At 43.7% G+C, this 13,140-nt stretch carries 10 protein-coding genes; 7 read left to right on the forward strand and 3 right to left on the reverse strand.

Annotated features, from left to right (window positions below):
• The first annotated feature begins 356 nt into the window (after positions 1-356).
• Together ACYVAA_RS20220 and ACYVAA_RS20225 are read left to right on the forward strand one after the other, a co-directional pair.
• On the forward strand, positions 357-1,346 hold the full coding sequence (locus tag ACYVAA_RS20220; protein WP_460545292.1) for a formylglycine-generating enzyme family protein: 990 nt from the start codon (positions 357-359) through the stop codon (positions 1,344-1,346).
• A gap of 20 nt (positions 1,347-1,366) precedes the next feature.
• The gene (locus ACYVAA_RS20225) at positions 1,367-2,689 is read left to right on the forward strand and encodes a Gfo/Idh/MocA family protein (RefSeq protein WP_460545294.1); all 1,323 of its coding nucleotides are present in this window, start codon (positions 1,367-1,369) and stop codon (positions 2,687-2,689) included.
• Between the two features lie 487 nt (positions 2,690-3,176).
• Here the strand turns inward: ACYVAA_RS20225 and ACYVAA_RS20230 are convergent, their stop codons facing one another.
• The 3 genes from ACYVAA_RS20230 to ACYVAA_RS20240 form a co-directional block, all read right to left on the reverse strand.
• Positions 3,177-4,526 carry a Gfo/Idh/MocA family protein gene (locus tag ACYVAA_RS20230; RefSeq protein ID WP_460545297.1) on the reverse strand — a complete coding sequence of 450 codons (1,350 nt, stop codon included), beginning with the start codon at positions 4,524-4,526 and terminating at the stop codon, positions 3,177-3,179.
• Positions 4,527-4,801: 275 nt separating this feature from the next.
• Positions 4,802-6,193, reverse strand: coding sequence for a 3-keto-disaccharide hydrolase (locus ACYVAA_RS20235; protein ID WP_460545298.1), 1,392 nt, complete (start codon positions 6,191-6,193; stop codon positions 4,802-4,804).
• A gap of 231 nt (positions 6,194-6,424) precedes the next feature.
• Positions 6,425-8,071 (reverse strand): UxaA family hydrolase, encoded by a 1,647-nt coding sequence (locus ACYVAA_RS20240; protein WP_460545300.1) that lies wholly within the window; start codon positions 8,069-8,071, stop codon positions 6,425-6,427.
• A 135-nt stretch (positions 8,072-8,206) separates the two neighbouring features.
• On the opposite strand from ACYVAA_RS20240, the gene ACYVAA_RS20245 reads away from it, so the two are divergent.
• From ACYVAA_RS20245 to ACYVAA_RS20265, 5 genes are read left to right on the forward strand one after another with little or no spacing between them, the layout of a single operon-like run.
• On the forward strand, positions 8,207-9,202 hold the full coding sequence (locus ACYVAA_RS20245; protein WP_460545302.1) for a PfkB family carbohydrate kinase: 996 nt from the start codon (positions 8,207-8,209) through the stop codon (positions 9,200-9,202).
• Positions 9,203-9,211: 9 nt separating this feature from the next.
• Positions 9,212-9,880: a beta/alpha barrel domain-containing protein gene (locus ACYVAA_RS20250; RefSeq protein ID WP_460545305.1), complete on the forward strand. Its 669-nt coding sequence runs from the start codon at positions 9,212-9,214 to the stop codon at positions 9,878-9,880.
• Between the two features lie 6 nt (positions 9,881-9,886).
• On the forward strand, positions 9,887-10,891 hold the full coding sequence (locus ACYVAA_RS20255) for a TRAP transporter substrate-binding protein (RefSeq protein WP_460545307.1): 1,005 nt from the start codon (positions 9,887-9,889) through the stop codon (positions 10,889-10,891).
• A complete protein-coding gene (locus tag ACYVAA_RS20260; RefSeq protein WP_460545309.1) occupies positions 10,884-11,378 on the forward strand; it encodes a TRAP transporter small permease in 495 nt (164 codons plus the stop codon). The genes ACYVAA_RS20255 and ACYVAA_RS20260 overlap by 8 nt, the downstream gene beginning before the upstream one ends.
• A 2-nt stretch (positions 11,379-11,380) precedes the next feature.
• A complete protein-coding gene (locus ACYVAA_RS20265) occupies positions 11,381-12,676 on the forward strand; it encodes a TRAP transporter large permease (protein ID WP_460545311.1) in 1,296 nt (431 codons plus the stop codon).
• The last annotated feature ends 464 nt before the right edge of the window (positions 12,677-13,140 follow it).

Genomic DNA, 13,140 nt, shown 5'->3' on the forward strand with positions numbered 1-13,140 from the left:
GCCTGGGGCTGCCACCCCAGGCTATTATAAATTTGCCCCGTTGGGGCGGGACCATTCTCCCCTGCCTTACATGACTACAACGAAATATTATTTGTGTAATACGCTGAAAAATCTATTCATGAGGAAACCTCTTTTTACTAATTTCGATTTGCTATCATAGGGTTAAATCTGCTTTCATCAGTTAACTTCTTTATCAAACAAGCAGTCAACCCTTTGTAAATGAAATCCGGTTTCAGCAGTTTTTGATATATACCGCATAATAATTTGCATTTCCTTTCCTAATTTATTTGAATGGTCAAGCGCTTATGTAAATAGTTCTTATATTGAGGCCGAATTTTGTAAAACCCTAAATTAGTATGTTACTCAATAAGTTTGTTATTACCTTTCTGGTAGCGGGAGGAATTTTGCTGCCGCAGGATAAGGCAGAAGTTGATTCTGCTGAATTCGAACCTTACTCCCAAAATATCCCACACACCAATTTATCCATTGGATTGACACCTATTCCTGCCGGTGAATTCCTGATGGGAAGCCCTGCCAAGGAAGCTGAAAGGGGCAACGATGAAGGACCTCAGAGAAAAGTGGCAGTAGATGCGTTTTGGATGGGAACACACGAGATTACCTGGGACGTATTTGAGCTATTTTTGAACAAAAACTATGAGGCCTCTGTAAGTGAAAAGGCCTTGAGCCCGGAAGTAGATGGATTGACCAGACCTTCCACTCCTTATTTGGACATGACCTTTGGCATGGGTAAGGAAAATATGCCCGCTGTAGGCATGACCCAATATGGTGCCATTCAATTTTGCAAGTGGCTCTACACCAAAACAGGGGTGTTTTACCGCCTGCCTACCGAAGCCGAATGGGAATATGCCGCCAAAGCAGGCAGCAACTCTGCCTACTTTTTCGGAGATGACAGCAGCAAGTTAGTAGATTATGCCTGGTACGGAGAAAACAGTGAAGAAACTACCCACAAAATAGGCCAAAAAAAGGCCAACCCTTGGGGTCTTTATGATATTTACGGTAACGTGATGGAATGGACCGCTGACGGATACGTACCCAATTATCCCAAAACCGATGGCGTCGATAAAAACCCTTTGCAAAGCACTGAGGAACTTTATCCCAGAGTCATCAGGGGAGGCAGCTTTGTCAGTGAAGCGGGTGAACTTCGCAGTAGCAAACGTTTTTATTCCACTCCTGACTGGAAGCAAATAGACCCCCAGATTCCCAAAAGCCAATGGTGGTTCCCTGAAGCTCCCTTTTTGGGAATTCGCGTAGTAAGGCCTTTGGAAACACCAAGTGAGGAAGAAATCATGGCTTATTATAACCAAGCCCCCATAGACGACTATTAATCAATAAAACCTATATCAAAATGAACCTAGAAAAACTCAATAAGAAAAGAAGAGACTTCTTGAAAACCACTGCTTTGGTAACCGGCGGTGTCATGTTGAATCCATTTACTCTTCCCGGTGCCCATGCGGCCGGAAGTGATGAAATAAAAATTGCTTTGATCGGCTGTGGTGGCCGTGGAACAGGTGCTGCCTTCCAAGCGTTTGGCACCGATAAAAACATCAAACTAGTGGCCATGGCGGATGCCTTTAGGGACCGCTTGGATGATAGCTACAAAGCGCTGTCTACTAAAATTGGCACCGAGAAAGTGGTTGTGCCAGAAGACAAGAAGTTTGTAGGCTTTGATGCCTACAAGCATGCCATCAAGGAAGCCGATGTGGTGCTTTTGGCAACCCCTCCAGGCTTCAGGCCGATGCACTTCGAAGAAGCCATCCGTCAGGGCAAGCACGTGTTTATGGAAAAACCTGTAGCTGTAGACGCCAAAGGCGTTCGTCAGGTAATTGCGGCGGCAGAGCAGGCCAAGGCCAAGAAGCTTAATGTGGTCGTCGGTTTACAAAGAAGATATCAGGACAACTATGTGGAAACCATCAAAAGAATTCAAGATGGCGCCATAGGTGAGGTAGTAGGCGGTCACGTATACTGGAACGGGGGAGGAGTATGGACCCGTGCAAGAACTGCAGACCAAACAGAAATGGAATACCAAATGAGAAACTGGTATTATTTCAACTGGCTATGCGGTGACCATATTACCGAGCAACACGTCCATAACCTGGATATCGCCAACTGGGTAAAAGGAGGCTATCCTGTCAAAGCGGAAGGTACAGGAGGAAGAATGGTGAGAACCGGCCTTGACACCGGAGAAATCTTTGACCACCATACGATACGCCTGACTTACGCGGATGGTACCATTATCAATAGTGAGTGTAGACATTTCCCTGGAGCCCATAATAAGGTGGATGAATCGTTTATCGGTACCAAAGGCCGTACCTATATGAACGCCGGAAATGTTGGAAAAATCTGGGGCTTGGATGGAAGTGTGATTTATGACCATGACGGAAAAGGGAATATTAACCCTTACCAGCAAGAGCACAATAAATTGTTCGGGGCCATTTTCGATGGAGATTACGTCTATGAAGATGCTACCAGAGCAGCTATGAGTACCATGACAGCTATCTTGGGCAGAAATGCCACTTACTCAGGGAAAGAAATTTCTTGGGAAGAGGCTTTCAACTCAGAAACAGATTTGATGCCGGATACTTATGCTTGGGATGCATTACCAAAGGTACTGCCTAATGAAGACGGATTATATCCTCATGCCATGCCTGGCAAAACCAAAGTAGTATAAGGTTTATCACCAAACGAATATTATCAAACGAGCCACAATGTAAAATTGTGGCTCGTTTTTTTTGGGTTCTATATGATTTGCTGTGGCTAAGCCTGTAAAACTTTCTGTTCCATTCTCCTCTGTTTCTTTGATTGGAATTAGAATTTCAGCAAGGCTGTTCAATGCTGAGGATCAGATTATTGCCGTGGCTGGTAGGCCAGCTCTTATAGCTTTGGATGGTTGTAAAAAGCCCTGTAGGGGCGAAACATCAATAACCCTGGGTGCGAACCCAGGGTCATAAGTGCCTAACTTGACCGCTTTAGCCGCCATTCCTGTCAATAGCGAAAGTTCATTACCGCTAAAGCATATGCCTCTTTGAGCATCCTTTTACTCCGACCTCCTCAAAGATTTAAACTTGGTCTACCCATTAGATCTCATATAGAAATTTTTTCAAAATCATGCCATGACTCAAAGTCATGGCATGATTGATTTTCCAATAAACAGCTCTTTAAATCGTTGGCTCGTAGCCTTTTTCATAATCTCTGCTCCAAAGTTTCTGGGCAGCCTTGCTATTGGTGATGTAACCATTTTTGGAATCGCATTCCAGAACTTCTCCGGTTCTGGAGGCAATATTGGCCAAATGACACAGCAAGGTACTTTTGGCACCTTCGTCAATTGGGGAATTCTGCTTTTCGATCCCTCTAATTGCTTGGAAGAAATTATAAACGTGGGTAGTCGAAACATCACCTCCGCCGCCAAGTGCTGTGCCTGCTTCCGAACCAGAACCATAGTTCTTTCTCACCAGTTTACCATTTCTATCATATTGCTTATACCCACTGCGGTCAATAAAGGCAGATCCCTCTGTTCCATAAATGATGGTACCACGTCCACCGCCATAAGTATTGAGGCTGTTACGGCTCTTGCCGTCCCATTGGATGGTTTTGTTGTCTTCAAACTTGAAAACGGCATCCATGGTATCGTACATGGTCCATCCGTCTTTCGGAAAATGATATTTTCCGGAATCCACCATCACACGATTAGGAAAATCTACCTGCAGGGCCCATCTGGCAATATCCAATTCATGGGTAGCATTGTTTCCCGTCTCTGCTGTTCCAAAATCCCAGCCATACCAGTGCCAATTATAATCCCAGGTGTCATGCATGTAGGCTTTCCTTGGGGAAGGTCCTTGGAAAAGATCCCAATCCAAACCCTCTGGAACAGGCGCTTTGGTTGGATTGATCACTTCACCCCGGTTGTTGGAATAGAAAGCCGTGGCTTTATACACTGTACCTAAGCCTCCTGCATGGATGGTATTGATGATTTCCTGACTCGGTTGAGAAGAACGTTGCTGGTTTCCCATTTGAATCACCTTATTGTATTTCTTTTGGTATTCGACCAGCAGTTCTCCTTCTCTAGGATTATGGCTACATGGTTTTTCCACATAGACATGCTTGCCTGCTTCCACTGCCATCCAGGTACCGGGCGCATGCCAATGGTCGGGAGTCGCGTTAATGATTGCATCTACCTCCTTGTCTTCCAGCACCTTGAAAATGCTGTTTTCCAGTTTTGGCGTATGATCTATTCTTTTGGAAAAGCTTTTGGCCGCTTTCTCCCTCTGGGACTTCATGACATCACAAAGGTAGGCAAGCCGCACATTGGACTGTGGCAGTGCAATGGGATCATAATAGGCTCCAAGACGTCTACCGAGTCCTATAATGGCGACATTTAAGCGTTCGTTGGCACCTATAATATTGCCATAACTTTTTGCTGAAAATCCAAGGGCCCCCAAACTGGATATCCCTGCAGTTGCCAAAGCGGATTTTTTAATAAATTCTCTTCTGTTATTATTCTTCTTCATAGATTTTTATTTTCGAGGTTATTTTGGCTTTATAAATAGCTCGTTTACATCTGGTTATTATTTATTTGAGAAGTATTATTTTCCCTGAATAGCTATTTTAATAGCTGATTTCATGGCCAATAAGTGGAGTAAACAGTACTATAGAAAGGAATGCGAGTAAGTGTAAACTCAAGTAACATTATTTTCAATAAAATAGCCCTGCCGACTTTTAAAGTAGAACAGGGCCATTTTTATAATCAGCTTATCGCATTAGGTTGGTGGTTAATCTCGTTTGCTTACTTGAGTTCTTTGATTTTGATGCTTTTGAAACTTACCCTGTTGCCATGGTCCTGCAAGAGGATATGTCCTTCTTCAGCCTCACCGAAGTTTTCCCATTTTTTGTATTTACTTCCGGCCACTATTTCGCGGAAATCTTCTGAGCCTCTTTCATATTCAAGTACTTTTACTCCATTGAGGTAGTGTTCCACATGGTTGTTGGGATACACTACCACTCGGCCTTGATTCCATTCGCCTATTGGCTTAACGAAACGTCCGTTTTTATCAGCAGTAATCAAATCATATAGCGAAGACAATGTTCTATTGCCATCTTTTCCTTTTTTAGCATCAGGGTGCTTCTCATCATCCAAAATTTGGTATTCCAGACCAATAGCAGAACCGGTGTTATGCTCGGAAAGGGTAACAAAATATTTCACGCCACTGTTGGCTCCTTCAGAAAGTTTAAATTGGAAAGAAAGATCAAAAGCACTGAATTTTTCTTTGGTCACAATGTCACCATAGCTTTCTGATTCACTGCCATCTGACTCGGCGATGGTCAACACGCCATTCTCTATAGACCAGCCTTTTGAAGGGAATTCCTCTTTATAGGCACCAACCCATCCATCACTGTTTTGGCCATTGAAAAGCAATTTCCAACCGTCCTCTTTTTCATAATCGGTCAGGGTATTGTCCACCGTACTGACCACGTAATGTCCCGCTGGGAAAGGCTTGGATTCAAGATTCTCCGTTTGAACCTTGATGTTTTTGAAATAGGTTTTTCTTCCAGCATGGTCAGGGTTGCTGCCAATGCCATGAACCTGCAAACCAATAAAACCTTTGCTGTCCATTTCATCTACCACATAGGCTACAGGAATTCCATTTACCCAAGTTTTGATTTCATTTCCAATAGCTTCAATTCTATAGTGGTTGTATTCGCCCAGTTTAAAGGCTTTTCTTGCTTCTTCATTAAGGGTAAGAGGATACATCCAACCTCTTCTGGCTTCATCATAAAGACCTCCTGACCAGGCTCTTTCTTTGGGGTCGGCCTCTATCTGATATCCGAAAACTCGATTTTTCTCAGCATCATATTGACCACGGGTCATCACACCTGAATTACTTGTTTCATCCTCGATCTTCAAATCAAGTTCCAGGATATAGTCCGTATATTCTTTCTCCGTGGACAAAAAAGTGTTTGGGGTATTGACTTTAGATATACCTACGATAGCCTCATCTTCAATAACAAATTCGGCTTCGCCACCCAAAGATTTCCAACCCTCAAGGGATTTACCATCAAAAAGCGTTGTCCAGCCATCATCAGTAGTACTGCTGCTGTTGGCACTGTTTCCCTGACAGGAAGAACATAGTATTCCACTAAGGGCCAATGCAAGTGGAAAAGATAATTTTCTAAGCATGTTATTTTCAGTTTTATTGATTTTTCATGTTAAAAATGATGATTTAATCACGCTTAGTCAACAATTGGAATCAGTTTAATTACGAAATCGATTCCGAGAAAAACAGCCGGGTGCGGTAGTTTTGACTAGTATTCATGGCCTGACTCAGAGTCATGCCATGAATACAGCAAATGAAAAAAGACGCCCAAAGGCGCCTTTTTATCTTATGTCTAACATCCAATATCTCCTGACTTACAAGGATACTCCGCGTTTCCAGGGAATAAAGTCGTCCTGGTTCAGGTTCATGGCTTTGGCTTTCTTTTCTCCACTGGCCACAGCAATGATGTGTTCCAAGATTTCTTCTCCCATTTCATCGATGCTTTTGTCGCCAGAAATCACCCCTCCAGTATTGATGTCGATGATATCAGACATCTTTTCTGCCAAAATATGATTGGAGGATACCTTTAAAACCGGTGTTACAGGGTTGCCCGTAGGCGTGCCCAGTCCCGTGGTAAACAGGATGATATTGGCGCCTGATCCGGCCATGGCCGTGGTGCTTTCCACGTCATTCCCTGGGGTACATACCAGGTTCAGACCGGGTTTGGTCACGTATTCAGCATAATCCAATACATCCACAATAGGGGAGGTGCCTCCTTTTTTGGCCGCTCCAGCAGATTTCATGGCATCAGTGATCAATCCATCTTTGATATTACCCGGACTTGGGTTCATGTCAAATCCCGAACCAACTGCCTCGGCTGAAGCCGCATAGGCCCTCATTAATTGGACAAATTTCTCGGCAGATGCATCATTGGTACAACGGTTGATCAATTCCTGCTCCACGCCACATAGTTCCGGGAATTCCGACAGGATGGTCTTGCCTCCCAAAGCTACTACCAAATCAGAAGCATGTCCTACAGATGGATTGGCCGAAATTCCGGAGAATCCATCAGAACCACCACATTCAAGCCCTACAGTCAGCTTGCTCAATGGGGCAGGTCTTCTTTCTGTCTGGTCGGCTTCGGTCAGCGCCAGGAAGGTCTGTTGGATGGCATTGGTCAGCAAGGTGTTTTCAGTACCTTCTTTTTGTTGCTCAAACAACAGGACAGGTTTCTTAAGATCCGGATTGATCTTGTCCAGTTTTTCCTTCAGAATGGCTGGCTGGGCATTTTGGCAGCCCAAACTTAAGATGGTAGCACCTGCTACGTTTGGATTGTTGATATAACCGGCGATCAGCGCACAGAGCATCTCTGAATCCTGGCGGATACCTCCACAACCACCTTGGTGTGAGAGAAACTTGATTCCGTCGACATTCTTGAAAATCCTGTTCTCCTCATCAGCATCGATCGTTTCTACACTAAGGCCAGCAATTTTTTCCTTTTTACCCTGAGTGTAAAGCTCCCGCATCTGTTTTACAAAACTCTTGTATTTATTAGGTTTCGCAAAGCCCAATTCTTCCACAAAAGCTTGTTTCATGATTTCGATGTTTCTGTTTTCGCAGAACACCAGGGGGATGACCAACCAATAATTGGCCGTTCCTACTTGTCCGTCTTCTCTATGGTAACCCTTGAAGGTCCGGTCGGCCCACTTGCTGACATCGGGAGCTTCCCAGGATTTAAAATCCCGCTTTCCGGTAAATTCAGCAGTTTTATGGGCTACATTTTGGGTGGTAAGCACTTCACCCAAAGCAATGTCGTTCATTGCCTTCCCGCAGATGATTCCATACATATAAATGTCCGCATCTTTGGCAAAAGCAATCTCGGCAAACTTGTGCTTTGCCTTGACATCATGTGTCAGTGTGATCTCTTTTCCTTCAAAGGAAATGGTTTCACCAGCCTTAAGATCTGTAAGGGCCACCAACACATTATCTTTTGGATGAATCTTTAAAATTTTATGTAGCATATGAATTAAAATTTATATATTGCGCAATCGATTGCACAATTTAGGTAAAAAAAAATTAATGCGAATAAATTTCTAAGTTTTTTTCTAAACGAAATTATTTTAGGCTTAATTCGGGAAACAAAATTGAACTTATACATGAAAAAACGAGTGATTACCTTGGGGGAGATCATGATGCGCTTATCCACTCCTGGGCACGAAAGGTTTGTTAATTCCAATACTTATAATGTAGTCTATGGCGGAGCAGAAGCCAATGTAGCCATATCCTTAGCCAACTGGGGCGTATCCGCTGCACACGTAACCGCCTTCCCTAATCACGATATAGGTAAAGCAGCCACACAGTACTTAAGATTTGCAGGGGTTGATACCTCGTACATCTTTTTTGAAGAAGGTAGAATGGGGCTTTATTTTGTAGAAAACGGTGCCATGCAGCGCTCTTCCAAAATCATTTATGACCGCTTTGATTCAGTTTTTGCGCATTTTGACTCGAAAAAAGTAAACTGGGAAGAAATTTTTGAAGGAGCCGACTGGTTCCATTGGACCGGCATCACCCCGGCCATATCTGCCTCCGCCGCCCAACTCTGCAAGGATGCCATCGATGCGGCCAGCAAACTGGGCGTAAAGATTAGTGGAGATATCAACTATAGAAGAAACTTATGGCAATACGGTAAACAACCTTTGGACATCATGCCGGACTTGATTGCCAAAACAAATTTGATCATTGCCGGACTGACAGATTTTGAAAATTGCATGGATATCCATGAAAAAGACTATGTGAGTGCCTGTAAAAAAGCACAGGAAATGTGTCCATCCATCAAATATGTTTCCACAACCCACAGGAATTCCATCAGTGCTTCACATAATAAGCTTTCCGGGGTACTTTGGAATGGGGAAGAGCTACTGGAATCCCAAACTTTTGATATGACCCATATAGTAGACAGAGTAGGGGGAGGTGATGCTTACATGGCCGGGCTGATCTATGGCTTGTTAGGTTCTTCTGATCAGGATGCGCTTGAATTTGCAGTTGCGGCTTCGGTGCTCAAACACTCTATCCCTGGAGATGCCAATTTTGTTTCGGTGGACGAAGTACAGCAATTGGTAAAAGGTGAAAACGTAGGAAAATTATTAAGATAAAAACCAGATATGAAATTCAGTAACGAGGAAATCATCAAGGCGATGGAAGAAACAGGCATGATCCCTGTTTTTAACCATGATGACATTGAAGTGGCAAAAGCCGTATTGGACACCTCATACAAAGGAGGCGTCCGTGTTTTTGAGTTTACCAATAGGGGAGAAAACTCCTTAAATGTTTTTAAAGAATTAAAGCAATATTCAGCTAAGTACGAAGGGCTAATATTGGGTATCGGCACCATTTTCACCCCCAAGGAAGTAGTGGACTTTGATGAAGCAGGGGCAGACTTTATTGTTTCGCCCGCATTGATACCCAATGTGGCCATCACCGCTACCAATCACGACCTTTTGTGGATCCCTGGCTGTGGTACGGTAACAGAAATTTTTAATGCCAAAGAAATGGGGGCAAAAGTGATCAAAGCATTTCCGGGAAATGTCCTTGGACCTTCTTTTGTTTCGGCTGTTAAGGCGGTGTTGCCTTCATTGAAAATCATGCCTACCGGTGGTGTGGAACCTACCGAGGCCAACCTGAGCAAATGGTTCAATGCCGGGGTGACCTGTGTTGGCATGGGCTCTCAGCTGTTTAACAAGGAATGGATAATGCAAAAGCAGTTTGATGCTCTGGAAGAACAGATTGTTCAGGCTTTGGCCATCATCAAATCCATTAGAAATACAAAATAACCATCAATGAAGTTTTTCAATTATCATAAACCTAAATCCCTATTTAATTTATTTGCTATAAGTTTATTAGGGCTTTTTATTTCATGTAATGGTCCAGGTGGTAAAACAGTGATAAAATTAGGTCATGGTTTAGATACCAGCCACCCTGTACATGGAGCCATGGTTTATATGGCCGACCGTCTGGAAGAAAAATCAGGCGGTGAAATGGAACTCAAGATCTATCCCAATGGGCAGCTTGGAAACGAAAGAGAACTGGTAGAGTTGCTACAGATTGGCAGTTTGGGTATGACCAAGGTATCCTCTGCGGTCATGGAAAGTTTTGCTCCTAAAATACAGGTACTGAGCCAGCCTTATCTTTTTAGGGATGATGAGCACCGAGAACGTGTGTTGAACGGTGAGATAGGTAAAATGCTTCTCAATGAAGGTACGCAGTTTTGGTTAAAGGGTCTTGCCTTTTATGATGCCGGCTCCAGGAGCTTTTATACAAAAGATAAGCCAGTAGAAACTCCAGAGGATCTTTTAGGCAAAAAAATCAGGGTGATGGAAAGTAATACCGCCATCAACATGGTCAAAAGTTTTAGTGGATCACCCACCCCGGTATCCTGGGGGGAACTCTATACGGCTCTTCAGCAAGGGATCGTAGATGGTGCGGAAAACAACCCACCAAGTGTGATCAGCTCAAGGCATTACGAGATCTGTAAATTTTATTCCCTGAATGAACATACCGCCGTTCCTGACATGCTTATCGTCAGTACCAAGGTTTGGGATAGGCTCTCAGAACAGGAACAAAGATGGTTACAGGATGCAGTAGACGAGTCTGTTACCTATCAGTACAAAGTTTGGGCGGAAGCAGAGGAAGAATCCATGCAAATCCTTAAAGAAGAAGGTGTGACCATTACCCGCCCTGACAAAGAACCTTTTAGAAAGGCTGTGGAACCCATGTACGATGAGATCAAGAAAACTCAGCCGGAAATGTATGCCATCATTGAAAAAATAAGAAACCATGAGTAATCCATCGCATTCTTTAAAAAATAAAATCAACCATCAAGTGGGCTATGCATTGATTATCATCATGGCCCTTATGGTGATCAATGTGACCTGGCAGGTGGCTTCTAGGTATCTTTTCATGTCTCCCAGTTCCTTTACCGATGAGCTGGCGAGGTTCCTGTTGATTTGGTTGGGTATGTTGGGAGCTGCTTATGTGGCCGGACATAATGACCACTTGGCCATTGATATTTTACCGACAAAGCTTACCGGAAAAGCTAAGAACAAGCTGATGATCTTCATCCACCTTGTCATCATTGGTTTTGCGGTCCCTGTAATGATTTTTGGGGGAAGCAACCTGGTGTATATCACTTATATGCTCGGTCAAAAGTCCACCACCTTGCAGATTCCGTTGGCTTATGTGTATACGATCATCCCGGTCAGCGGCATTTTGATTTCGATCTACCAAATCGCCGACATTAAACACCATCTTCAACATAACAGGAATTATTAATCATGGAATATATTACCATAATCATATTAGTTTTAAGTTTTATTACCCTAATGGGGCTTGGTGTGCCCGTGGCCTGGAGCTTGGGGTTCAGCAGCATGGTTACCCTGATGGTGACCGTGGCTACCGTCCCCTCCCTGACTACCATCGCCCAACGTATGGGAGCTGGTCTGAATAGTTTTTCACTTCTGGCCATTCCGTTCTTTATTTTGGCAGGTGAAATCATGAACAAGGGAGGTATCGCCAATCGCCTGATCAACCTGGCCAAAGCCATCAGCGGAAGGCTCCCTGGAGGCTTGTTATATGTAAACGTAATCGCCGCAATGCTTTTTGGGGCCATTGCCGGATCTGCTGTAGCAGCAGCCTCTGCCCTTGGTGGCATACTAGGTAAACGCATGGAAGATGAAGGTTACCCAAAAGAACTTGGTGTTGCGGTGAACGTAACTTCCTCTACCACCGGTTTGGTCATTCCTCCATCCAATGTACTCATCGTTTATTCCCTGGCCAGTGGCGGCGTTTCGATTGCCGCGCTATTTGTGGCCGGGTATATACCGGGACTGTTTATCGGCTTGTTGCTGATGTTGACAGCGGCCTATTTCATCAAAAAGAACAAGCTTCCAGCAGGAGAAGCTACTTCAATGAAAGAACTGGGAAAGGTATTTGTTGATGCGGCTCCTAGCTTGACCTTGTTGGTCATTGTTATTGGGGGGATTGTTGCCGGGGTGTTTACTGCCACTGAAGCTTCAGCCATTGCAGTAATTTACACTTTGGCCTTGTCATTCCTTTACAGGGAACTTAAGGTAAAGGACCTCTCTGCCATTTTACTAAAATCCTCTGCTACTACAGCTGTGGTAGCTATGCTAATTGCTACTTCCATGAGTATGTCATGGGTAATGTCCAGTGAAGACATTCCTCAGTCTATAAGCCGTGTGCTATTGTCCCTTAGTGAAAACAAATACGTTATTTTGATCATCATCAACCTGATCCTCTTATTTGTAGGGATATTTATGGACATGACCCCAGCGGTATTGATCTTTACACCGATATTCCTGCCTGTGGTAACTGAGTTGGGAATTGATCCGGTTCACTTTGGTATCATCATGGTGCTTAACCTTTGTATAGGACTTTGTACCCCGCCTGTAGGATCGGTGCTGTTCATTGGTGTGGGAGTTGCCAAAACCTCCATTGCCAAAGTCGTCAAGCCCATGTTGCCTTTTTTCATTGCCATGATCATCGGCCTGGCCGTGATTACCCTTTGGCCAGAATTGACCCTTTGGTTACCTGGTTTATTTGGATTGTAATCACTGTTAATACCAAACACATCATAAAGCCATTCCTTCGGGGATGGCTTTTTCATTTTTCCTGATTCCAATCCCCATTGAGCAAGGAACTTAGCCATGAAGAGTAGTTATTGGGGCGTTCAGCATTCATGGTTCGATGTTCGTCATTCTACATTTTCCCTGGTCTACGAATTTAAACATGAAGAAATGAAGGGATGAAGGGCATGAAGGGCATGAAGGTTTTTTGTATCATGCCCCTGTAATCCAATCCCTTAATTTTCTTAATCCCTTAATGTTTAAATTTAGTTATTGGTTATTTAGTGATTAGGTTATTGGGGCATTCAGCATTCATGATTCGGTGTTCATTATTCTATAATTAACCTTAGTTAGTGGGTGAACCATTAAGAAATGAAGGAGTTAAGGGCATGAAGCTTTTAGAGTCATGCCTCTGTAGCCCAAATCCTTACTTTTCTTAATCCCTTAAT

This window comes from Echinicola sediminis (assembly GCF_054777495.1).

Bases quoted from the DNA above. Each gene is read 5' to 3' on its own strand.
- ACYVAA_RS20220 (WP_460545292.1), top strand. From the start codon at position 357: ATGTTACTCAATAAGTTTGTTATTACCTTTCTGGTAGCGGGAGGAATT.
- ACYVAA_RS20225 (WP_460545294.1), top strand. From the start codon at position 1,367: ATGAACCTAGAAAAACTCAATAAGAAAAGAAGAGACTTCTTGAAAACC.
- ACYVAA_RS20230 (WP_460545297.1), bottom strand. From the start codon at position 4,526: ATGAAGAAGAATAATAACAGAAGAGAATTTATTAAAAAATCCGCTTTG.
- ACYVAA_RS20235 (WP_460545298.1), bottom strand. From the start codon at position 6,193: ATGCTTAGAAAATTATCTTTTCCACTTGCATTGGCCCTTAGTGGAATA.
- ACYVAA_RS20240 (WP_460545300.1), bottom strand. From the start codon at position 8,071: ATGCTACATAAAATTTTAAAGATTCATCCAAAAGATAATGTGTTGGTG.
- ACYVAA_RS20245 (WP_460545302.1), top strand. From the start codon at position 8,207: ATGAAAAAACGAGTGATTACCTTGGGGGAGATCATGATGCGCTTATCC.
- ACYVAA_RS20250 (WP_460545305.1), top strand. From the start codon at position 9,212: ATGAAATTCAGTAACGAGGAAATCATCAAGGCGATGGAAGAAACAGGC.
- ACYVAA_RS20255 (WP_460545307.1), top strand. From the start codon at position 9,887: ATGAAGTTTTTCAATTATCATAAACCTAAATCCCTATTTAATTTATTT.
- ACYVAA_RS20260 (WP_460545309.1), top strand. From the start codon at position 10,884: ATGAGTAATCCATCGCATTCTTTAAAAAATAAAATCAACCATCAAGTG.
- ACYVAA_RS20265 (WP_460545311.1), top strand. From the start codon at position 11,381: ATGGAATATATTACCATAATCATATTAGTTTTAAGTTTTATTACCCTA.